The 12,318-nt window shown below is 64.6% G+C and carries 8 protein-coding genes; 3 read left to right on the top strand and 5 right to left on the bottom strand.

Going from position 1 to position 12,318, the window contains the following annotated elements:
- Positions 1–74: 74 nt before the first annotated feature.
- The 4 genes from JYK05_RS09655 to JYK05_RS09640 are packed head-to-tail and all read right to left on the bottom strand — an operon-like array spanning position 75 to position 5,309.
- Positions 75–320 carry a formate dehydrogenase subunit delta gene (locus JYK05_RS09655; RefSeq protein ID WP_175944650.1) on the bottom strand — a complete coding sequence of 82 codons (246 nt, stop codon included), beginning with the start codon at positions 318–320 and terminating at the stop codon, positions 75–77.
- Positions 321–323: 3 nt separating this feature from the next.
- Positions 324–3,251, bottom strand: a complete 2,928-nt coding sequence (gene fdhF / locus JYK05_RS09650) for a formate dehydrogenase subunit alpha (protein ID WP_175944648.1) — start codon at positions 3,249–3,251, stop codon at positions 324–326.
- A gap of 19 nt (positions 3,252–3,270) precedes the next feature.
- A complete protein-coding gene (locus JYK05_RS09645) occupies positions 3,271–4,827 on the bottom strand; it encodes an NADH-quinone oxidoreductase subunit NuoF (protein ID WP_206466766.1) in 1,557 nt (518 codons plus the stop codon).
- On the bottom strand, positions 4,824–5,309 hold the full coding sequence (locus JYK05_RS09640; protein ID WP_206466765.1) for an NAD(P)H-dependent oxidoreductase subunit E: 486 nt from the start codon (positions 5,307–5,309) through the stop codon (positions 4,824–4,826). The genes JYK05_RS09645 and JYK05_RS09640 overlap by 4 nt, the downstream gene beginning before the upstream one ends.
- A gap of 126 nt (positions 5,310–5,435) precedes the next feature.
- Here JYK05_RS09640 and JYK05_RS09635 point away from each other — a divergent pair, with 126 nt between their 5' ends.
- From JYK05_RS09635 to JYK05_RS09625, 3 genes are all read left to right on the top strand, one after another.
- On the top strand, positions 5,436–6,506 hold the full coding sequence (locus JYK05_RS09635) for a substrate-binding domain-containing protein (RefSeq protein ID WP_206466764.1): 1,071 nt from the start codon (positions 5,436–5,438) through the stop codon (positions 6,504–6,506).
- A 149-nt stretch (positions 6,507–6,655) separates the two neighbouring features.
- Entirely contained in the window at positions 6,656–6,925 is a 270-nt protein-coding gene (locus JYK05_RS09630) for a hypothetical protein (RefSeq protein WP_159836746.1), read from the top strand.
- Positions 6,926–7,294: 369 nt separating this feature from the next.
- The gene (locus JYK05_RS09625) at positions 7,295–8,371 is read left to right on the top strand and encodes a glycosyltransferase family 4 protein (RefSeq protein WP_206466763.1); all 1,077 of its coding nucleotides are present in this window, start codon (positions 7,295–7,297) and stop codon (positions 8,369–8,371) included.
- A 1,509-nt stretch (positions 8,372–9,880) separates the two neighbouring features.
- Here JYK05_RS09625 and JYK05_RS09620 read toward each other — a convergent pair.
- The gene (locus JYK05_RS09620) at positions 9,881–12,307 is read right to left on the bottom strand and encodes an FG-GAP-like repeat-containing protein (protein ID WP_241269793.1); all 2,427 of its coding nucleotides are present in this window, start codon (positions 12,305–12,307) and stop codon (positions 9,881–9,883) included.
- Positions 12,308–12,318: the final 11 nt, after the last annotated feature.

Here is a 12,318-nt window from a genome sequence, read left to right as displayed (position 1 = left end):
CAAAAGAAAACGCCCCGATACTGCCGGGGCGCAATGGGCACTACAGAGAGCCCAAGGATTCGTGAAGCTCGAAGTCAGGCGGCCGCCGCCTTCGGCTGAAGATCCGCCTTGTGGAGCGTGAGCGCCTCGCGCAGGATCGGCTCCATCGAGGCGCTTGCCTCCGGGTTATCCAGTGCATTCAAGATAGCAATCCGCATGCGCGGTTCCCAGAAGCGGCGGATATGATCCGCCACGCCATCGACGGCTTCGGCGTGATCCGGCATCGAATCGAAGAACTCGCCGATGCGGTTCGCCATCTCGATCAGATTATCCACGTCCATGTGTCATTTTCCTGAAGTGGTCGCGAGACTGCGCATGTTGAGCAGTTCGAGCTGCTGCGTGTTGAAGCGCGAGTAGTCCTTCTGCCATTGCGACGGCTGCTCCACCGGCATCACCTGTACCGCCGTCACCTTGTACTCGGGGCAATTCGTCGCCCAGTCGGACGACTCGGTGGTGATGACGTTCGCGCCCGATTCCGGGAAGTGGAACGTCGTATAGACGACGCCCGGCTGCATCCGGTCGGTGATCTTCGCGCGCAGCACCGTTTGCCCGGCGCGCGACTCGATGCCGACCCAGTCGCCCGTCTTGATGCCGCGGTCCTCGGCGTCGTGCGGATGAATTTCCAGACGGTCCTCGTCGTGCCAGCGCGAATTCTCGGTGCGCCGCGTCTGCGCGCCGACGTTGTACTGGGACAGAATGCGCCCCGTCGTCAGCAAAAGCGGGTACTTGCGCGTGACCTTCTCCGGCGTCGGCACGAACTTCGTGATGACGAAGCGTCCCTTGCCGCGCACGAACTCGTCGATGTGCATCGTCGGCGTGCCGTCGGGCGCCTTCTCGTTGCACGGCCACTGGATGCTGCCCATCTCGTCGAGCTTCTCGTACGAGACGCCGTGGAAGGTCGGCGTGAGGCGCGCGATCTCGTCCATGATTTCGGACGGATGCGTGTAGTTCATCTCGTAGCCGAGCGCGCGGGACAGCAGGATCGTCACTTCCCAGTCCGAGTAGCCCGCGAGCGGCGGCATCACCTTGCGCACGCGCGAGATGCGGCGCTCCGCGTTGGTGAAAGTGCCGTCCTTTTCGAGGAACGTCGAACCCGGCAAGAGCACGTGCGCGTACTTCGCGGTCTCGTTCAGGAAGATGTCCTGCACGACGATGCATTCCATCGCCGACAGCGCGCCCGCGACATGCTGCGTGTTCGGGTCCGACTGAACGATGTCTTCGCCCTGGCAATACAGCCCCATGAAGGTGCCGTGCGTGGCGGCATCGAACATGTTCGGGATGCGCAGGCCGGGCTCCGGTTGCAGCGTCACGTTCCACGCTTCTTCGAAGAGCGCGCGCGTCGCGGCATCGCCGATATGGCGATAGCCCGGCAACTCGTGCGGGAACGAGCCCATGTCGCACGAGCCCTGCACGTTGTTCTGGCCGCGCAGCGGATTCACGCCGACGCCTTCGCGGCCGACGTTGGCCGTCGCCATCGCGAGGTTCGCGATGCCCATCACGGTGGTCGAGCCTTGCGCGTGCTCGGTCACGCCGAGCCCGTAGTAGATCGCCGCGTTGCCGCCGGTCGCGTAGATGCGCGCGGCTTCGCGCACCTGCTGCGCGGGCACGCCGGTGACCGCTTCCGTCGCCTCGGGCGAGTTTTCTTCCAGCGCGACGAAATCGCGCCATTGCTGGAACGCGCGCGGCTCGCAGCGTTGCGCGATGAACGCCTCGTTGAGCAGCCCTTCGGTGACGATCACATGCGCGAGCGCATTGACCATCGCGACGTTCGTTCCCGGCCGCAGCGCCAGATGATGCGACGCCTTCACATGCGGCGTATCGACGATATCGATGCGGCGCGGATCGATCACGATCAGCGTCGCGCCCTCGCGCACGCGGCGCTTCAGGCGCGAGGCGAAGACCGGATGGCCGTCGGTCGGGTTCGCGCCCATCACCACGATCACGTCCGACTTTTCGATGGACGCGAACGTCTGCGTGCCGGCGGATTCGCCGAGCGTCGTCTTGAGACCGTAGCCGGTCGGCGAATGGCAGACGCGCGCGCAGGTATCGACGTTGTTATTGCCGAACGCGGCGCGCACGAGCTTCTGCACGAGATACGTCTCTTCGTTCGTGCAGCGCGACGACGTGATCCCGCCGATCGAATCGCGTCCGTACTTGTCCTGAATGCGGCGGAATTCGCTCGCCGCGTAGCTGATCGCTTCGTCCCACGACACTTCGCGCCACGGATCGGTGATCTTCGCGCGGATCATCGGCTTCGTGATGCGGTCCTTGTGCGTCGCATAGCCCCAAGCAAAGCGGCCTTTGACGCACGCGTGGCCTTCGTTCGCCTGACCGTTCTTGTTCGGCGTCATGCGCACGACGGTGTTGCCCTTCATCTCCGCCTTCAGCGAGCAGCCGACGCCGCAGTACGCGCAGGTCGTTACCACCGAATGCTCCGCCTGGCCGAGCATGATGACGCTCTTTTCCTGCAACGTCGCGGTCGGGCACGCGGCAACGCACGCGCCGCACGACACGCATTCCGATTCCATGAACGGCACATTCTCGCTCGCCGCCACGCGCGATTCGAAACCGCGTCCGGCGATGGTCAGCGCGAACGTGCCCTGCGTTTCCTCGCACGCACGCACGCAGCGATTGCAGACGATGCACTTGGACGGGTCGTAGGTGAAGTACGGGTTCGACTCGTCCTTCTTGTCCTTCAGATGGTTCGCGCCTTCGTAGCCGTAGCGCACTTCGCGCAGCCCGACCACGCCCGCCATGTCCTGCAATTCGCAGTCGCCGTTGGCGGGGCAGGTGAGGCAATCGAGCGGGTGATCGGAGATGTAGAGCTCCATCACGTTACGGCGCAGCAGTTGCAGCTTGTCGCTTTGCGTGCGGACTTTCATGCCCGCTTCGACAGGCGTCGTGCAGGAGGCCGGATAGCCGCGCTTGCCTTCGATCTCCACGAGGCACAGCCGGCACGAGCCCCACGGTTCCAGCGAATCGGTGGCGCAGAGCTTCGGCACGTTGACGCCCGCTTCGATCGCGGCGCGCATCACGGACGTGCCCGCGGGTACGGTGACCGACTGGCCGTCGATGTCGAGCGTCACGTCGATGTCGGCGTGGCGCAGCGGCGTGCCGTAGTCGGTCTCGTCGAACGGATCGCGACGTTGCACCGATGCCGCGCTCTTGCACGCGCAGTTGCCGGAACCGCAGCCGTTGATGGTGTTGGACATGTTCTGTGTCTCCGTACTTTTATGCCGCTTTCCGTGCAGGCGTGCGGGGCAGGCCGAAGTCTTCGGGGAAATGATCGAGCGCGGAGAGCACCGGGAACGGCGTCATGCCGCCCATCGCGCAGAGCGAACCGCCGATCATGGTGTCGCACAGTTCGCGCAAGAGCGTGATCTGCTTGACCGACGTATCGCCTTCGCGAATCTTCGCGATGACTTCCTCGCCGCGCGTCGAACCGATGCGGCACGGCGTGCACTTGCCGCACGATTCGATCGCGCAGAAGTGCATCGCGTATTGCGCCAGTTCGGCGAGATTCGAGGTGTCGTCGTGAACGACGAGGCCGCCGTGACCGACCACCGCGCCGACCTTCGCATACTCTTCGTAGTCGAGCGGAATGTCCCACTGGCTTTCCGGCAGATACGTGCCGAGCGGGCCGCCCACTTGCACCGCGCGCGCCGGCCGGCCGCTCGCCGTGCCGCCGCCGAAATCGCGGATGAGTTCGCGCAGCGTCACGCCGAATGCGAGTTCGACGAGTCCGCCTTGCTTCACATTGCCCGCGAGCTGGAAGGGCAGCGTGCCGCGCGAGCGGCCCATGCCGTAGTCACGATAGAACGCCGCGCCCTTCGCGAAGATGATCAGCACGGTCGCGAGCGTGATGACGTTGTTGATGACGGTCGGCTTGCCGTACAAACCGGTGAGCGCCGGCACCGGCGGCTTCGCGCGCACGATGCCGCGCTTGCCTTCGAGCGATTCGAGCAGCGCGGTTTCCTCGCCGCAGACATACGAGCCCGCGCCTTTGGCCACGTAAAGCTCGAACGCGTGCGACGTGCCGAGCACGCTCGCGCCAAGCCATCCGGCATCGCGTGCGCGGTCGATCGCGCGATTGAGCGTCGCGATGGAATGCGGATACTCGCTGCGGACGTAGATATAGCCCTTGGTCGCGCCGGTCGCGACGCCCGCGATGATCATGCCTTCGATCAGCATGTACGGATCGCTTTCCATCACGAGCCGGTCGGAGAACGTGCCGGAGTCGCCTTCGTCCGCGTTGCAGACGATGTACTTCTGGTCCGCCAGCGCCGCGCGCACCGTCTTCCATTTGATGCCGGCCGGGAACGCCGCGCCGCCGCGCCCGCGCAGACCGGAATCGACGAGCGCCTCGCAGACCGCGTCGCCGTTCATCTCGAGCACGTTGCGCAGACCTTGCAGGCCGCCGAGCGACACGTAGTCGTCGATCGAAAGCGGGTCCGTGATGCCGATGCGCGCGAACGTCAGCCGCTGCTGTTTCTTCAGATACGGAATGTCGTCGACGACGCCGACGTGCTTCTCGTGCGCGCCGCCTTCGTGGAAGCGCGCATCGAAAAGCGCGGCGATCTCGTCTTCTTCGACGTTCGCGTAGCCGACGCGCCCTTGCGCCGTCTCCACTTCGACGAGCGGTTCCAGATACAAGAGCCCGCGCGAGCCGTTGCGCACGATCTGCACGTCGATGCCGCGTTGTTCTGCTTCGCTCTCAATCGCCTTCGCGATGCGATCGGCGCCGAGCGCGAGCGCCGACGAGTCGCAGGGAACGTAGATGCGCGTCATGCCGTCACCTCGCTGCTTTGCTTGGCCGCGTCGTACAGGCGATCGAATTTTTGCGGCGTCACTTTTGCGTGAAGCTCGCCGTTGATGGTCATGGCGGGCGAGAGCGCGCATTGTCCCAAGCAATACACGGATTCGAGTTCCGTGTCCTCTGCGTGGCCGCTGTCGAAACGGCAGCCCGTGTGCCCTTCGATGTGATCCTTCAGCGCCTCCGTCCCCATGCTGCGGCACGCTTCCGCGCGGCACAGCTGCACGGTCACGCGCGCGGGCGGCGCACAACGGAAGTGATGATAGTAGGTGATCGTGCCATGCACTTCGGCGCGCGAAAGCGATAACGTGCGAGCGAGCGGCGCGACGACTTCGGCCGGCACGAAGCCGGTTTCGTCCTGAATGGCGTGCAGGATCGTCATCAATGTCGCGCCTTGCACGGCGTGACGGCGCACGAGTTCGTCTGCTTCGGCGGCGGACAGCTGCGGTTGCGTCATGGGGCTCCTCCGAGGCTCGGCATATGTTTTATCGGTGCATATATCAGTCGTATAATCGGGGCGCCGAGCCCGTGAAGGAACAATAGGCGTCGTGATATATCTTGGCAATAGGAAAGGACAATGCATATGGTTGACGTCGAATGCCGCGCCGAACTGATCCTGCGCGACCCCGATGGGCGCGAAACCAGTCTCAGCGCGGTTGTCCCGCTTTTGCAGCTCGTGGCGCAGACGGGCAGCATCGCCAACGCGGCGAGCGCTAAGGGTTTGTCCTATCGCCATGCATGGGGTCTGCTGCGTGAAATCGAGGCGCGGCTGGGCGGCGCGCTGATCACGAAATCGCGCGGGCGTGGATCGGTGCTGTCGGAACTCGGCGAGTCGGTTCTGCGCGCGCAGCGTCTTTGCGGCGATCGCCTCGAAGCGCCGTTGCAGGCAGTCGCCACCGATGTGGCCGACGAACTGAATCGCCGGCTCGCGGGCGAGGTATCGAACCTGCGCATTCACGCATCGCACGGTTACGCGGTCGCCACGCTCGTTCGCGCGCTCGGCGAACGGCGCGTGCCGGTGGACATCAAGTACCGCGAGAGCGCGGAAGCGGTGAGGGCGCTCGCGCGCAGCGAATGCGAGCTCGCCGGTTTCCACCTGCCTATCGGCAAGTTCCGCGCGACGTGCGCGGAGATCTATCGACCGTATCTCGATCCGAAGAAGCATCAGCTGATTCGCCTGACGCGGCGCATGCAGGGACTTTTTCTGCCGAAGGGCAACCCGAAGCAGATCACCGGCTTGCGCGATCTGGCGCGCAACGACGTGCGTTTCGTGAACCGACAGCCGGGGTCGGGCACGCGCATGCTGCTCGACCTGTCGCTGCGCGGCGTGGGCGTCGATCCGGACGAAATCAATGGTTACGCGTCGACGGAACTGACGCATTCGGCCATCGCGGCGTTCGTCGCGAGCGGCATGGCGGACCTGGGCTTCGGCGTGAAACCCGCGGCGCAGCACTTCGGGCTCGATTTCATTCCGGTCATCGACGAGGACTATTTTTTCGCCTGCGAGCGTGCGCGGCTCACCGAAGCGCGGCTCGTGAGCGTCCTCGGCGTGCTGCGCAGCCCGGCATTCAGCGATAGCGTGGCGCATCTTGGCGGCTACGATCCGCAACGCTGCGGGACGCTCGTGGAAGTCGAGGAAGGGCTGTACGGCTGAGTTCGCTTGAGATGCGAAACGGACCGTAAGACGAATGTCTCCCGTCGAAACCGCCCGCGTCGGCGAATTGCGTTAACCTAGCGGCTTCGGTTTTTCGTTTCAGCGTTTTCTTCTCGTTCCAGACGCGCCTTCGACGCGCGAAAATCGCCATGAAATTCACGTTGCTCGCTTCACTGTCCGCCGCGCTCGTCGCCGGCGCCGTTTATCTCGCTCCCGCCGCGTTCGCGCAGAACTCGCCCGGCATTCCTGGCGGCGTGCTGCAGGACAACTTCCGCATCAACGAGCATCCGCAGATGCCGTTCGCCGCCTCCGCGCCGTCCGACAAATATCAGCGCGGCACGTCCGCGATGCGCCGCCGTGGCGACAACGGCGACCCCGACGGGTGCAACCTGAAGTGCCCGAAAGACGGCAGCAACTAAAGCCGGATGAATCGCGGCGCGTGCAATGCGCGCCGTCAGCGTGTCTTTCCTTCCTTCGCTTTTCGGTTGTATCCCTTCGCGCCATGTGCGCGCCGCCTCATACCGCAGCCATTCAACTCCGCAGCGACCGAAAAAGACTACGAGATGGCCGATGTGCCATGCGGGCCGAGGAGTACCTTGATCGACGTGTCATCGAGCGATAGTTCGATGCGCACGGCCGTTTTTTCTCCGATCTAAAAACCATAAAAACAGGAAGTGCGCGGCTGCGCGAACCACGCGAGACAGCGTGGGGCAAGCAGCAACGGACGCCACGCAACCGTGGGCAGACGTGGCCCCGAACGCACTTCGGACCACCGAGGGACTGCACGCATGCGAATTCTCCAGGTCATACTGGCGCCTCGCCTTTCGGGGGCGGAAGTTCTCGCCAAGGGCGTCGCGATCGGTCATCAGCGCGCGGGACATAGCGTCTCGATCGCCTCGCTGATGCCCGAGCACGACGATTTCAGGCACATCAGCGCAGAGTTGCGCGCGCACGGCGTTTCGTGCGTTTTCCCGGCGAAGAATCCGACGAAGCTGGGCCGGCTGCTCTTTCTGCATCGCGCGATCCGGTCGTTCAAGCCAGACATTATCTTCGCGCACGCGACCATTCCGGCGCTCTACGTGCGCGCGTTGCCGACGCGCGTGCCGATCGTCTGGGTCATGCACTCCGGCGCGAACGACTTCGCCAATGCCGCGCTGATGCGCGCCGAGCGCCTGCTGTCCAACCGCGCGAAGGCGGTGATCGGCGTATCGCAGAAGAACATCGACGACTACGTGAAGGAGATCGGCCTGCATCCGTCGATGATCGTGGTGCCGAATGGCGTCGATGTCTCGCGCTTCGCCGACGATGCCGGGCCGCGCGTGCCCGTCGCGCATAAGCAGATCGTGCAGGTCGGACGCTATATCCCCGAGAAGAACCAGTTGCAGACGGTCGAAGCGTTCGCGCACGTGGCATGCGCCGATCGCGATGCGCGGCTCCTGCTATGCGGCGTCGTCGAGAATCTCGACTATCACGCGGCGGTGGTCGAGCGCGTTGCCCAACTCGGGCTGAAGGATCGCGTGTCGATTCAGGGACCGCAGCAGAACGTCGCGCAGATTCTGCGGGCGTCGAGCGTGTTCGCGATGCCGTCTAGCTTCGAAGCGCACAGCATCGGCTTTCTGGAGGCGCTCGCGTCGGGCATTCCGGTGGTGGGCAACAGCATTGCGTCGTTCGCGTTCGCAGGCAGTTTCCCGGGCGTGCAACTGCTCGATACGAGCGACATCGCCGCCTACGGCCGCGCGCTTCTCGACGCGCTTTCGCAGCCGCGCGCCACGCGTCCGCTGCAAGGACTGACGCTGCAAAGCACGGCCGACCGGTATCTCGCGATCGCGCGCGACGTGCTGAATCTGCGTGTGGGGCTTGGTTGACGGGCGGTGGGTCGGAGAGGGCGCTGACTGCAGCACGGGACGGCGCGTTTTTCTTTTCCGCCCTTCTTGCTGCGGGCGCCTCGAGTCAGCGCCGTTCCGAGTACAGGTCCGGTACGTCGATTCTGAACTGCGCGTAGGCCTCCGTTGAACGCAACACTTGAAGATCCCGCGCCGTCCCGATCGATAGGGCGGCGCGTTTTTGTTTTGCCGCCGCAGGATGCGAGCGTCATGATCCAAGGCGATTCGAATGTAATCCGGGCGCGTCGGGCTGAATTTCGCGTTGGAGTCAGTTGAACGGCAAGACTTGAAGAACACGCGCCCTCGATCGAAGAGCGCATTTTTGTTTGCCGCGCTATTAAGCGAGCGTCTCGATCCCGAGCGATTCCGAAGACAGTCCCGGCACGTCGCCCTGAACTGCGCGTTCGCGTTAGTTGAACGGCAAGACTTGAAGAGCGCGCGCGCCCCGATCAAAAGGCGGCGCATCTTCGTTTGCCGCCGCAGTAGCGAGCGTCTTGATTCGGAGCAATCCCGAGTACGGTTCCGGCGCCTCGCTGGAATGCGCGTAGGCGCCCGTTAATCGGCGAGACTCCGAGATCAGGCGCCGCCCCGATTGAGAGGGCGGCGAGTCTATATTTGCCGCCGCAGTAAGCCAGCGTCTTGAGGCAGAGGCATTTCGAATACAGTTCCGGCACGTCGCGCTGAACTGCGCGTAGGCGTCAGTTGAACGACAAGACTTGAAGATCACGCGCCGCCCGAAGCGATAGGGCGGCGCGCTTATTTGCCGCCGCAGTAGAGCGAGCGTCTTCAGCCATAGCGATTCCGAATACAGTTCGGCACGTCGCCCTGAACTGCGCGTAGGCGTCCGTTGAACGGCAAGACTCGGAGATCACGCGCCGCCCGGATTGAATAGGGCGCCTTTTGTTCGCCGCACCAGTAAGCGAGCGTCTTCAGCCAGAGCGATTGCGAATGCAGTTCCGGCACGTCGCCAATGACTGCGCCTAGGCGTCAGTTGAACGGCAAGTCTTGAAGATCACGCGCCGCCCGGATCAGAAGGGCGGTGCGCTTTTGTTCGCCGCCTTAGTATGCGAGCGCCTTGCGCCAGGACGATCGGGAGTGCGGGCCGGGCAGATGCGCTAACCTTCGCGAGCCTCGGCTGAACGGCGATGATCGAGAAGGAGCACGCGCCGCCCGAGGCAAAAGCGCGGCGCGTTTTCATTTGCGCCTCGTAAGCGTGCGCTTTGAGCCACATCGATTGCGACTACACGCCGGGGCAGATTGCCTTGAATCGCGCGTAGAAGGCGGATGACGCCAATGACTCCAAAGTCACGCGTGCTCGGATCGCGAGGGCGGCGCAATTTTTGTTTGCCGCCCTAGTAAGCGAGCGTCTCAAACAAGAACGATTCGGAGTACCGACGGGGCGAACTTGTTCGAATCTGCGCGTGGTCCCTAGCAAAACCGCAAGTATCAAAGACGCCACGCGCCGCCCAAATCAGAATTGCGGCGCGTTTTCTATCTGCCGCCCCAGTAAGCAAGCGTCTTCAGCCAAAGCGATTCCGAATACAGCCCAGGCAAGTCGCCCCAGATTTGCACCGGCCCCAGCTTGAACGACGAGTCGACGTCATAGCCGGATAAGCTCGGCGCGCCGCCGGTGTAATAAAACTCCTTGAGAATCGCGTTCGCGCGGCTGAACAGAATCAGCGTGGCGTGATTGTCGTGCTCGTTGCGGCGAATCAGCGCCGGCATGGAATCGGCGTAGGACGTGCCGGGCAGCGTCGCGGTCTCCTCGGCCGGGCCGAACACCTTGCCGCCCTCGATGCCGAAAACGCGCGTGCTGGCCGAGTCGGCCCGCGGCGCGAGCACTGCGAGATCGTCAATGCCGTCGCCGTCGATATCGCCCGCCGCGACCTTCACGGACGCGGCGCGCAGTTGCGGGTACACGTTCGTGCGGTAGTGGGCTTCGAATGCAGCACCCGTGCTCGCCAGCTGCGAGAGCGCCAGCGCGCCATTCACGTTCTCCATCGCGATGAGTCCCGCCCGCTCCGATCCCGCGACGCGCGCAGGCACGAAGCGGGCGCTCGCGGACAGCGCGGGCGCGTTCAGCCAGAGCGCAGGGGCGCTTGCCGTCGCTCCGTTCGATGCGAGCACCCAGAGGTCGAGTCCCGCGTCCTTGCGCTGCTGCGCGATCGCGACGTCGGCGCGGCCGTCGCCGTTGAAGTCGCCTGCAACGTATTGCTGCGTGGTGGCAGGCGTCCACTCCGCGCTCGTCTGGAACCACAGGCGCGGCGCTTCGAAGCGCGTGCCCGCGCTTTTCAAGAGCCAGAACGCGGTGCTGCCATTCCGTGGCGTGATCACCATCAGATCGGCGCGACCGTCGCCGTCGAAATCGCCCAGCAGGAAGCGCGCGCTGTCGAAGCAGAGCGTGTCCGCCTCGCAGGTCGGCGCGCTTGCCTGCGGATCGAAGGGCACGGCGTTCAGATACCAGGGCGCGGCCTGATCCATGCGCGACATTTCCGCGACCCAGACGTTGAACCCCGGTCCGTCCTTGCGACGCTGCACGTACACGGCGCTGTCGCGGCCCGTGCCGCGCACGTCGCCGTAGAGCGCGCCTTCCTGGCGCGTATCGGTCCACACGGTCTGCGGCGTCGGCGACCAGCGATATTCCGCCGTCAGCAGCGAGCAGCGCCCGGCGGTCACGGCGCCGTTTTTCTCGCCCAGACAGTGATTGAGCGGCGTGTAGACGAAGCCGAAGTCCCACGGCGTCCAGCGCTGCGACGCGCTCTTCGCGTTGCACGCTTCTTCGACGAGCCCCGAATCGCGTTCGGCGATGCACGCGTGGGTGGCGGCATTGACGAGCAGCGCGTCGTTCTTTTCGCCGGGCGTCGCGGGCAACTGTTGCCAGAACCAGTTCTGCGATGCGTCGCCCGAACACGCGCCAAGGCGCGGCGACTGGCCCGCGCCGCCGGATTGCAGGCATCGGCTCGAATATTCGTTGACGAGCTGCAACGGCCGCAGCTGGAAGTCCGGGCCGGCGTCGTTCGCGCGGGCGCTGCTCCAGTAGCGGCGAGCGACCCAGTTTCCGTCCCACATGTATTCGTCGAAGACGTGGCCGGCGTCGTTGCCGTCGACCGAAAAGTAGCTGCCGACGACATCGCGCTTGCGCAGCGTCTCTTCGGCGTCGAGATTCTTGGGCAGGCCGCCGGTCGGGTAGGTGACGTGATAGCCGATCGGCAGATTGCGTTTCAGGCTCTGCGCGACCACGCGCGTGACGCGCGCCGCGTAGATGTGGTCCGGGTGCTCCATGAACGCGACCGTGTCCGGATTCAGCGTGTAGATGGCGGTGGCCTGCGAGAGAATGGCGCGCACCGTCGCGGACAGGGACGCCCGGTCGTACGTGGTCGCGCCCGTGCCGTCGGACTGCATAGGATACGTGGTCACCGTCTGCCCGCGATCCCACAGCAGCCCGAGCGGGACTTTGCCGCCGCGTACGCCGCCGCCCGGCAGCCGCAGTTCGAGCAGCTTGACGCGCGGCTGTCCCGCAAGCACCAGTTGATGCACGGGCTTGCCGGCAAGCATGACGGTCGATTCCTGCCACCGGTCCGGCACGCCCGCCATGCGCGCATAGGCGAGCTTGGTGCCGGTCTCGCGCAGCAGCACGTAGTCGAACTTGGCGCCGTTCGCGCCGCCGATCAGATGAACGGTGGTGACGCACCAGCCGGCGTCGAGTTTGTCGCTGATGCCGGGATTGACGAAGAGCAGGTCGTCATCCAGATGCGCGACCACGGTGACGAGCGTGCCTGCGCGGCAATCGGCGGAGGCGGAGGCGGAGGCGGGCGCGGTCGCCGCGTGCGCGTAGATCGGAAGAAGCAGGGCGAGCATCGCCCACACGAGCGCGATCACGCTTGTTCGAATGTTGTTGATACCGCTTTCTCGATGCATGCTTCTCCCGC

Source organism: Caballeronia sp. M1242 (assembly GCF_017220215.1).
Classification (GTDB): domain Bacteria; phylum Pseudomonadota; class Gammaproteobacteria; order Burkholderiales; family Burkholderiaceae; genus Caballeronia.
This window is presented reverse-complemented; position numbering and strand designations above follow the sequence as displayed.

Coding starts and splice junctions, on each gene's coding strand:
- JYK05_RS09655 (WP_175944650.1), bottom strand. CDS start 320: ATGGACGTGGATAATCTGATCGAGATGGCGAACCGCATCGGCGAGTTC.
- fdhF (WP_175944648.1), bottom strand. CDS start 3,251: ATGTCCAACACCATCAACGGCTGCGGTTCCGGCAACTGCGCGTGCAAG.
- JYK05_RS09645 (WP_206466766.1), bottom strand. CDS start 4,827: ATGACGCGCATCTACGTTCCCTGCGACTCGTCGGCGCTCGCGCTCGGC.
- JYK05_RS09640 (WP_206466765.1), bottom strand. CDS start 5,309: ATGACGCAACCGCAGCTGTCCGCCGCCGAAGCAGACGAACTCGTGCGC.
- JYK05_RS09635 (WP_206466764.1), top strand. CDS start 5,436: ATGGTTGACGTCGAATGCCGCGCCGAACTGATCCTGCGCGACCCCGAT.
- JYK05_RS09630 (WP_159836746.1), top strand. CDS start 6,656: ATGAAATTCACGTTGCTCGCTTCACTGTCCGCCGCGCTCGTCGCCGGC.
- JYK05_RS09625 (WP_206466763.1), top strand. CDS start 7,295: ATGCGAATTCTCCAGGTCATACTGGCGCCTCGCCTTTCGGGGGCGGAA.
- JYK05_RS09620 (WP_241269793.1), bottom strand. CDS start 12,307: ATGCATCGAGAAAGCGGTATCAACAACATTCGAACAAGCGTGATCGCG.